This is a genomic window from Azospira sp. I13, from assembly GCF_003112695.1.
Classification (GTDB): Bacteria; Pseudomonadota; Gammaproteobacteria; order Burkholderiales; family Rhodocyclaceae; genus Azospira.
Genome location: NZ_BFBP01000019.1, coordinates 1 through 5,360, shown reverse-complemented (window position 1 = coordinate 5,360; position 5,360 = coordinate 1). Strand labels below are relative to the sequence as shown.

Sequence of the window (5,360 nt, the reverse complement as noted above, 5' to 3'; positions counted from 1 at the left end):
AGCTCTTTAAAAAGTAGGACAACCGATAGGTGTAGGTGCTTGGTTGGGTGTTCCGGCTTAGGTCGGACAAATGAATCAAGCGCTTGCACAAAGATGTAGTCAAGGAAACTTGAATATATCCGTCAAGCGAGTTTTAAGCAGAGATTAAACTGAAGAGTTTGATCCTGGCTCAGATTGAACGCTGGCGGCATGCCTTACACATGCAAGTCGAACGGCAGCACGGGAGCTTGCTCCTGGTGGCGAGTGGCGAACGGGTGAGTAATGCATCGGAACGTACCCAGGAGTGGGGGATAACTATCCGAAAGGATGGCTAATACCGCATATTCTGTGAGCAGGAAAGCGGGGGATCGCAAGACCTCGCGCTCTTGGAGCGGCCGATGTCGGATTAGCTAGTTGGTGAGGTAAAGGCTCACCAAGGCGACGATCCGTAGCAGGTCTGAGAGGATGATCTGCCACACTGGGACTGAGACACGGCCCAGACTCCTACGGGAGGCAGCAGTGGGGAATTTTGGACAATGGGGGCAACCCTGATCCAGCCATGCCGCGTGAGTGAAGAAGGCCTTCGGGTTGTAAAGCTCTTTCGGCGGGGAAGAAATGGCAACGGCTAATATCCGTTGTTGATGACGGTACCCGCATAAGAAGCACCGGCTAACTACGTGCCAGCAGCCGCGGTAATACGTAGGGTGCGAGCGTTAATCGGAATTACTGGGCGTAAAGCGTGCGCAGGCGGTTTCGTAAGACAGACGTGAAATCCCCGGGCTCAACCTGGGAACTGCGTTTGTGACTGCGAGGCTAGAGTACGGCAGAGGGGGGTAGAATTCCACGTGTAGCAGTGAAATGCGTAGAGATGTGGAGGAATACCGATGGCGAAGGCAGCCCCCTGGGTTAGTACTGACGCTCATGCACGAAAGCGTGGGGAGCAAACAGGATTAGATACCCTGGTAGTCCACGCCCTAAACGATGTCAACTAGGTGTTGGAAGGGTTAAACCTTTTAGTACCGCAGCTAACGCGTGAAGTTGACCGCCTGGGGAGTACGGCCGCAAGGTTAAAACTCAAAGGAATTGACGGGGACCCGCACAAGCGGTGGATGATGTGGATTAATTCGATGCAACGCGAAAAACCTTACCTACCCTTGACATGCCAGGAACTTTCCAGAGATGGATTGGTGCCCGAAAGGGAGCCTGGACACAGGTGCTGCATGGCTGTCGTCAGCTCGTGTCGTGAGATGTTGGGTTAAGTCCCGCAACGAGCGCAACCCTTGTCATTAATTGCCATCATTCAGTTGGGCACTTTAATGAGACTGCCGGTGACAAACCGGAGGAAGGTGGGGATGACGTCAAGTCCTCATGGCCCTTATGGGTAGGGCTTCACACGTCATACAATGGTCGGTACAGAGGGTTGCCAAGCCGCGAGGTGGAGCCAATCCCAGAAAGCCGATCGTAGTCCGGATCGCAGTCTGCAACTCGACTGCGTGAAGTCGGAATCGCTAGTAATCGCGGATCAGCATGTCGCGGTGAATACGTTCCCGGGTCTTGTACACACCGCCCGTCACACCATGGGAGTGGGTTCTACCAGAAGTAGTTAGCCTAACCGTAAGGAGGGCGATTACCACGGTAGGATTCATGACTGGGGTGAAGTCGTAACAAGGTAGCCGTATCGGAAGGTGCGGCTGGATCACCTCCTTTCTAGAGAAAAGCATCCTCCAAGCATCTACAACCTATCGGTTGTTCCAGTAACAGCATGAGGGAAAGACAAGGAGCAGGAGTAGCGCGCAAGCGTACTGACTCCGAGTCCTCTACTGACCCTTCGATAAGGTTCGGGTCAGTAGCTCAGTCGGTTAGAGCACCGTCTTGATAAGGCGGGGGTCGTAGGTTCGATTCCTACCTGACCCACCACCGCTTTATAAAGGCGGGGGCATAGCTCAGTTGGGAGAGCGCCAGCTTTGCAAGCTGGATGTCGTCGGTTCGATCCCGTCTGCCTCCACCAACCCCTTTCGGTTGTCTTTAAGAGCTCATACGTAAGCAAAAGTGCTTAGGTCTGACCTCTTGGTCAAAATGCTGTTTGCTCTTTAACAAATTGGAGAAGGTTGTATATCTGGTGCCGACAACCTGGCCCAGATGTACATGTGATTGCATCGTATCGCGTTACAGCTAACGCGATATGTACACAAACTTAAGTTGCCTATGATTTGCCTCGCAAGAGGCCTCAAAGTTATAGGATCAAGCGACTAAGTGCATGTGGTGGATGCCTTGGCGATTACAGGCGATGAAGGACGTGCAAGCCTGCGAAAAGCTCTGGGGAGCTGGCAACGAAGCTTTGATCCAGAGATGTCCGAATGGGGAAACCCACTCCGCAAGGAGTATCCCTGACTGAATACATAGGTCAGTGGAGGCGAACCCGGTGAACTGAAACATCTAAGTAGCCGGAGGAAAAGAAATCAACCGAGATTCCCAAAGTAGTGGCGAGCGAAATGGGAACAGCCTGCAAGTGATAGCGAATCTGTTAGCGGAAGACTCTGGAAAGTGTCGCCGTAGTGGGTGATAGCCCCGTACGCGAAAACAGGATCGTGGTACTAAGTTTGCGACAAGTAGGGCGGGGCACGAGAAACCCTGTCTGAACATGGGGGGACCATCCTCCAAGGCTAAATACTCGTAATCGACCGATAGTGAACCAGTACCGTGAGGGAAAGGCGAAAAGAACCCCGGGAGGGGAGTGAAATAGATCCTGAAACCGCATGCATACAAACAGTGGGAGCCCCTTCGTGGGGTGACTGCGTACCTTTTGTATAATGGGTCAGCGACTTACGTTCTGTTGCGAGCTTAACCGAGTAGGGAAGGCGTAGGGAAACCGAGTCTGATAAGGGCGTTAAGTAGCAGGGCGTAGACCCGAAACCGGATGATCTATCCATGGCCAGGATGAAGGTGCGGTAACACGCACTGGAGGTCCGAACCCACTAATGTTGAAAAATTAGGGGATGAGCTGTGGATAGGGGTGAAAGGCTAAACAAATCCGGAAATAGCTGGTTCTCTCCGAAAACTATTTAGGTAGTGCCTCAAGTATCACCTACGGGGGTAAAGCACTGTAATGGTTGGTGGGGTCATCGCGACTTACGCCGCCATAGCAAACTCTGAATACCGTAGAGTGCGAGCTTGGGAGACAGACATCGGGTGCTAACGTCCGGTGTCAAGAGGGAAACAACCCAGACCGCCGATTAAGGTCCCAAAGACATAGTTAAGTGGGAAACGAGGTGGGAAGGCTCAGACAGCCAGGAGGTTGGCTTAGAAGCAGCCACCCTTTAAAGAAAGCGTAATAGCTCACTGGTCGAGTCGTCCTGCGCGGAAGATGTAACGGGGCTCAAACTATGCACCGAAATCGCGGATATCCTTTGGATATGGTAGGAGAGCGTTCTGTAGGCCGTTGAAGGTGTCTCGTGAGGGATGCTGGAGGTATCAGAAGTGCGAATGCTGACATGAGTAGCGATAAAGGGAGTGAAAAGCTCCCTCGCCGAAAGCCCAAGGTTTCCTGCGCAACGTTCATCGGCGCAGGGTGAGTCGGCCCCTAAGGCGAGGCTGAAAAGCGTAGTCGATGGGAAACAGGTTAATATTCCTGTACCTCAATGTAATGCGATGGGGGGACGGAGAAGGTTAGGTCATCCGGGTGTTGGACGTCCCGGTTTAAGCGTGTAGGCGTGCCCCTTAGGCAAATCCGGGGGGCTAAGCTGAGGCGTGACGACGAGCGCTCTTTGAGCGCGAAGTGATTGATACCAAGCTTCCAAGAAAAGCCTCTAAGCTTCAGTTACATTGGGACCGTACCGCAAACCGACACAGGTGGGCAGGATGAGAATTCTAAGGCGCTTGAGAGAACTCAGGAGAAGGAACTCGGCAAATTGGCACCGTAACTTCGGGATAAGGTGCGCCCCGGTAGAGTGTAGAGACTTGCTCTCGAAGCTCGATGGGGTTGCAGTGAAATGGTGGCTGCGACTGTTTAATAAAAACACAGCACTCTGCAAACACGAAAGTGGACGTATAGGGTGTGACGCCTGCCCGGTGCCGGAAGGTTAAGTGATGGGGTGCAAGCTCTTGATCGAAGCCCCGGTAAACGGCGGCCGTAACTATAACGGTCCTAAGGTAGCGAAATTCCTTGTCGGGTAAGTTCCGACCTGCACGAATGGCGTAACGATGGCCACACTGTCTCCTCCTGAGACTCAGCGAAATTGAAATGTTTGTGAAGATGCAATCTCCCCGCGGCTAGACGGAAAGACCCCATGAACCTTTACTGTAGCTTTGCATTGGACTTTGAACCGATCTGTGTAGGATAGGTGGGAGACTGTGAGACCAGGACGCTAGTTCTGGTGGAGTCGTCCTTGAAATACCACCCTGGTTTGTTTGAGGTTCTAACCATGGTCTGTGAATCCAGATCTGGGACCGTGCATGGTAGGCAGTTTGACTGGGGCGGTCTCCTCCCAAAAGGTAACGGAGGAGTACGAAGGTACGCTAGGTACGGTCGGACATCGTGCTAATAGTGCAATGGCATAAGCGTGCTTGACTGCGAGACCCACAAGTCGAGCAGGTGCGAAAGCAGGTCATAGTGATCCGGTGGTTCTGTATGGAAGGGCCATCGCTCAACGGATAAAAGGTACTCTGGGGATAACAGGCTGATACCGCCCAAGAGTTCATATCGACGGCGGTGTTTGGCACCTCGATGTCGGCTCATCTCATCCTGGGGCTGTAGCCGGTCCCAAGGGTATGGCTGTTCGCCATTTAAAGAGGTACGTGAGCTGGGTTTAAAACGTCGTGAGACAGTTTGGTCCCTATCTGCCGTGGGCGCTGGAAGTTTGAGGGGGGCTGCTCCTAGTACGAGAGGACCGGAGTGGACGAACCCCTGGTGTACCGGTTGTGACGCCAGTCGCATCGCCGGGTAGCTAAGTTCGGAAGAGATAAACGCTGAAAGCATCTAAGCGTGAAACTCGCCTCAAGATTAGACTTCCCCGGGGCCTTGAGCCCCCTAAAGGGTCGTGGAAGACCACCACGTTGATAGGTCGGGTGTGGAAGCGCAGTAATGCGTTAAGCTAACCGATACTAATTGCCCGTGCGGCTTGATCCTATAACTCTGAGGATCAAACGCAGCTTCAAGTTTGTTCGCAATCACATTTAAACCTTCTCCCATTTGCGCTTGACGTCATACGACGGCAAGCGAACAAGTTACGCTTGGCGGCAATAGCGCTCTGGCCCCACCCCTTCCCATCCCGAACAGGACCGTGAAACAGAGTTGCGCCGATGATAGTGCATACTACGTGTGCGAAAGTAGGTCACCGCCAGGCTCCCCTACAAAACACCCCATCCAAAAGGATGGGGTGTTT

The 5,360-nt window shown here is 53.0% G+C and carries 2 tRNA genes and 3 rRNA genes; all 5 read left to right on the top strand.

The annotated features are described in order from the left end of the window. Positions 1-146: 146 nt before the first annotated feature. The 5 genes from AZSI13_RS15005 (at position 147) to rrf (ending at position 5,321) form a co-directional block, all read left to right on the top strand. A 16S ribosomal RNA gene (locus AZSI13_RS15005) occupies positions 147-1,686 on the top strand. A gap of 133 nt (positions 1,687-1,819) precedes the next feature. Beyond that, positions 1,820-1,896 (top strand) — tRNA-Ile (locus AZSI13_RS15000). Positions 1,897-1,911: 15 nt separating this feature from the next. Beyond that, positions 1,912-1,987: transfer RNA gene (locus AZSI13_RS14995), tRNA-Ala, on the top strand. Between the two features lie 231 nt (positions 1,988-2,218). Next, positions 2,219-5,104 (top strand): 23S ribosomal RNA (locus AZSI13_RS14990). A 103-nt stretch (positions 5,105-5,207) separates the two neighbouring features. Continuing rightward, positions 5,208-5,321 (top strand): 5S ribosomal RNA (gene rrf / locus AZSI13_RS14985). Together the 16S, 23S and 5S rRNA genes with 2 tRNA genes alongside form the textbook arrangement of a ribosomal RNA operon. The last annotated feature ends 39 nt before the right edge of the window (positions 5,322-5,360 follow it).